Origin of the sequence: Streptomyces sp. NPDC057543, assembly GCF_042801895.1 — a bacterium.
In the GTDB taxonomy this organism is placed as follows: Bacteria; Actinomycetota; Actinomycetes; order Streptomycetales; family Streptomycetaceae; genus Streptomyces.
Window position 1 is genome coordinate 1 of sequence record NZ_JBHVFF010000478.1, and the last position, 3,820, is coordinate 3,820.

The 3,820-nt window shown below is 68.3% G+C and carries 1 protein-coding gene and 3 pseudogenes; 1 reads left to right on the forward strand and 3 read right to left on the reverse strand.

Annotated elements, in window-relative coordinates:
• Positions 1–97: 97 nt before the first annotated feature.
• Positions 98–1,407, reverse strand: a pseudogene (locus ACFU8Q_RS40060) (IS1380 family transposase); the annotation flags it as partial.
• Between the two features lie 122 nt (positions 1,408–1,529).
• A complete protein-coding gene (locus ACFU8Q_RS40065; RefSeq protein ID WP_384464727.1) occupies positions 1,530–2,117 on the reverse strand; it encodes a dihydrofolate reductase family protein in 588 nt (195 codons plus the stop codon).
• 690 nt (positions 2,118–2,807) lie between these two features.
• On the opposite strand from ACFU8Q_RS40065, the pseudogene ACFU8Q_RS40070 reads away from it, so the two are divergent.
• A pseudogene (locus ACFU8Q_RS40070) lies at positions 2,808–2,945 on the forward strand (IS5/IS1182 family transposase); the annotation flags it as partial.
• 91 nt (positions 2,946–3,036) lie between these two features.
• Here ACFU8Q_RS40070 and ACFU8Q_RS40075 read toward each other — a convergent pair.
• Positions 3,037–3,820: pseudogene (locus ACFU8Q_RS40075) on the reverse strand (integrase core domain-containing protein); the annotation flags it as partial.

A 3,820-nucleotide genomic window follows, 5' to 3' on the forward strand; every position in this document is an offset into this window, starting at 1 on the left:
GCCGCGCCGGAGTACGCCTTCACCGCTCGGATGTCGGCGAACCGGGTTGGATCGTCGCCGATCTCGGCGAGGACGCGGGCGCCGAGCTGGACGCCAAGTGGCCCGCGAGTCGGAGGATTCGGCGCCGGCCGGTGGTGACGAGTTTGGCGGCGGCGGAGAACAGCTGTTGACGCAGGCGTTTGACCTCCCAGAGCCGAGCGGGACCAGTCAGGGCGAGCAGGGGCATCCAGGCGAGCAGGTCGAGGGCGATCTGGACGATCTCCAGCCAGATCTTGTTCTGCGCGGCCTTGTGGAGGGGGAGGTTACGCAGCCCGGTGGCACGGGCGGCGCGTATGCGGTCCTCCGCGCGGGCGCGCTGGCGGTGGCGCAGTTCCAGCGCGGCGATCCGGGCGTGCGGGGTGTTGGTGGCAAACGCCGTCAGGCGCATGCCGTCGGCATCGGTGAAGCGCAACTGGGCGCCGGGATGGGGCCGTTCCTTGCGGACGATCAGCCGTGTCCCGTTGGGCCAGCCGGTCAGGATGTCGCCGGTGAGTTCGGCGACCCAGGCGCCGTCGCGGATCTCGCCGTCAGGTTCGATGGCGGGAGTCCAGGCCGAGGCCGGGACCAGGAGCACGGCGGCGTGGATGGCGTCGGGGATGGTCATCCCCACCGAGTAGGACAGCCACCGCCCCCGCCGGGTGAGCCAGTCGAGGAAGTCGTGCGTGCCTCCGGCCGTGTCGGTGCGGATCAGAGTGCGGCGTCCACGCCGGTGCTTCTTCGGCAGCTGGGCCAGGGCGAGCTTCGCGGCCTCGATGTGGTCGGCGGCGGTGTTACTGCCCGCGTTCCCTGGCCGCAGCAGGCCAGCGACCGGTTCCCCGGACCCTGCCGGGCCGTGGTCGACGAACGCGATCAGCGGGTGATGGCCGAAGGTCTTCTTCCAGGTCGCGTGGCGTTCTCCTTCTCGGAGTGTGCCAGGGCCAGGACACCGTCGATGTCCACGATCACCTCGCCACCCGCGTCCGGCGCCGCCTCGCCGGCCAACCGCCATACACGCTCACGGACTTCGGCTCGTGCCCGCCGGATCGCGGTGAGAGCGGGGGCCCCGGCCGCGGCCAACGTGTCGATCAGGCGGGAGATAGTCGGGTCGGAGGCCACCGGCCCGAACGCCGCGGGCTCGGCCCGCACCATGCCGACGTCGGCCAGGCAGTCCCCGCCCAGGGCCACGGCGAGCGCCACATCCATCAGGACCTTGCCCAGATCATGGACCGCCCGCGCTTTGCGCCACGGCGCCAGAGCCGCCGACACTGCCGCGTCCAGCCCTGCCTTCCGGGCGATCTCTACCAGCAGCACGGCACCGGAGTGCGAGATCACCCCGCGACCGTCACCCTCGACACGAACACGCGGATACGTCCCGTTACGCTTCTTCACCCGAGGAGTGCGGCTCTCTTGACGACGACCAGGATCCTAGACAAATCCCATCGTCCCAGGTCAGACGCACTCCTCAATTATGTGATCACCCCTCGGACAGCCCCATTCGCGACGGCGCGAGGCTAACGTCGGACTGGGTACCGCAGGTGAAGGGCACGGCGTCCCTGGACGACGATCGGGTCGTCGAGGAGTTGGTGGCCCCGCTCCAGCTTCGTGAAGTAGGAGATCCCCTCGCCGAACAGCACCGGCACGAGGCTGACACATACCTCATCCACCAGTCCGAGATCGAGTGCCTGCTGGGTGATCGTCGCGCTTGCGATAGTGACGTCCTGATCGCCGGCGATCTGTCTGGCCCGGGTGACCGCGGCTTCGACTCCATCGACGAACGTCGTCGTGGGCCACTTCGTTGCGGCGTCCTCAGGCGCGCGATGAGTGACCACGACGACAGGGGCGCCTGCTGGGTGTTTGTCACCCCATCCATGGGCGATGTCGAACAGGCGTCGGCCGGCGACGAGTGCACCGCAGTTGCCGGTCAACTCTTGTAGCGCCTGCGCACTGGCGTCGTCGACCTGGAACGAAACGGTCTCGTTCGGGTTCGGCACGGTCACCTCCCCCGCCTCATACCAGTCGAACAGTTCCCCGACGTGGTCATTCGGATCCGCAACGAACCCATCCAGCGACATCGTCATGTGAGTGAACACTTTGCCCATCGCGGGCCTCCTTTGTACTTGTTGGCTGTCACTCGTATCGACCTCCTATGACCGTGAAACTCATCGGCGACCGGCGAGAGACCTACGGCGGCGTCGGCTCACCCGGGAAGGCGGGCCGGTAACGAATGAGCGACATCTGATGATCAAGGTTGCTGAGACCAATCGATCACGAACCGGGGTCGCGCTTGCATGCCCTCTTCCTGCTCGATGCCCTTCTGGCGCTGCGAGGACGTGGTCGAAGCGCACCTGCCGGTGCCGGTGCTGTGCGGTGCCAGCGGCCTGCCAGCTCTCGTTGAGGTACTGGATCGGGTGCCTGACCGGCCGGACCGGTGGGGCCGCCGAGACGGGTTGGGCCCGGTACCTGAAACGGGACGTGCGCATCGTCGCCCACACCGCAGCGCCGGGTAGCACGGCACTGGCCTGCGTCACCACGCCAAGACCGTCGCTCTCGACACGGCCACACGGATACGACCCGATACGCTTCTTCACCCGGGGAGTGCGGCGTTCCCTACGACGAAGAGAACCCTGGCAAGTCCCATCGCCCGAGGTCAGCGGCACTCCTCGCTTATTTGATCAAACTTCGGACAGCACCGCTCACGAAAGCGCGAGGCCAAGGATCGTTCCTCAACTGGGTCACGGTGAGATGATCTCGCTGTGGCTGCTGTGATCACGGCGTCCGAGCCGTCCTAGATAGCCCCGTTCACCGGGCTGATCCCGCGCTACTGCGGCAAGTTGGTGACCGCACTGCGCAGCGAGGGCGCTGACGAGGTGCGGCGCGGACGGCCGTGGGGCCTGCCGCTGGAGGACCGGGTGCTGCTGGTCGCGGCCTCCCCGGCCTGACGGCCAGGTGACCCCTGCTCTCGACGACGTCAATGCCCAGATCCGCAACCTGTGGGGCTCGAAAAGTCATCGCGGCAGCTCAAGCCGCGTATCGGTACTCGTTGATGACCCCGCCGAGGACGCAGGTGCGCAGGAGCCTGCGGGGTACGCGATCGTGCAACGCCGCTGGCTGTTCCGGGGCTTCGGGTGGTCGTTGGTCTCGTGATCGGTGTGGCCGGTGGCAGTTGTAGTGCTCCTGATACTCGGCGAGGACCTGTCGGGCGTGGGCCTCGTTCGTGATCAGGATATGGTCGAGGGCCTCGCGCCGGATCGTGCCGATTACTCGCTCGCAGTGGGCATTCACGCGCGGCGCCCGAGGTGCGCTGAGCAGCACCTCGGTGTCCTCGGCTAGACGGCGTCGAAGGAGTCGGTGTACTTGCTGTCGCGGTCGCGGAGAACGAAGCGCAGCGACTCGACGCGGGTGCCGAGGTTGGCGGCGAGATTGCGGGCCTGCTGGGTCGCCCACTGCGCGGTGGGCTGGGCGGTGACGCCGGTGACGTGGAGCCTGCGGGTGCCGTGCTCAAGGAACGCCAGCGCGTACAGCCGCCTGCCGGTCACGGTGTCCACGTGAAAGAAGTCCGCCGCGATGATCCCCTCGGCCTGGATGGAGAGGAACTCGCGCCGGCTCGGGCCGGTACGGCGCGGGGCCGGGCCGTACCGGCCGCGTGCAGGATCTCCCACACCATGGACGGCGCGATTGGATGCCCCAGCCGGGCCAGTTCACCCTGGATCCGCCGGTGGCCCCACCGCGGGTTCTCCTGCGCCAGACGCAGAACCAGCTTCTTGAGCGCGGCGGCCGTGGGAGGGCGCCCGGTGCGTCGGCG

Excerpts from the sequence above, each read along its gene's own strand:
- ACFU8Q_RS40065 (WP_384464727.1), bottom strand. The coding sequence starts at position 2,117 with ATGGGCAAAGTGTTCACTCACATGACGATGTCGCTGGATGGGTTCGTT.